This is a genomic window from Bartonella sp. AA81SXKL (assembly GCF_042196945.1).
GTDB lineage: Bacteria > Pseudomonadota > Alphaproteobacteria > Rhizobiales > Rhizobiaceae > Bartonella.
On sequence record NZ_JBHIRH010000380.1, the window covers coordinates 338 to 576 of the forward strand.

The window sequence follows — 239 nt, forward strand, 5'->3', positions numbered from 1 at the left end:
TGCAGCAGCAGGTGAGAAAGGGGTTGCGCCCCTCATTGATCTTTTTGCGAATGAAATGCGCGTGGCGATGACATTGACAGGTGTACGCGCGATTAAAGAGATCACACGGGAAAGTTTAGCAAGTCCAGATGTTTTTGAGCAATGAAAAAAATACTCTCAACTGCGTTTAAAGAAAATCTTTCTTATGGAGAGGCATATTTTTTATGTTTTACAGACATATTGACAGCTGATATTAAACC

At 40.6% G+C, this 239-nt stretch carries 1 protein-coding gene; it reads left to right on the top strand.

Annotation, left to right across the window (positions count from 1 at the left end; translation table 11 throughout):
* Nucleotides 1-145 (top strand): alpha-hydroxy-acid oxidizing protein (locus ACFINZ_RS11805; protein ID WP_375701625.1); only part of this gene is annotated, 145 nt, incomplete at its 5' end.
* Nucleotides 146-239: the final 94 nt, after the last annotated feature.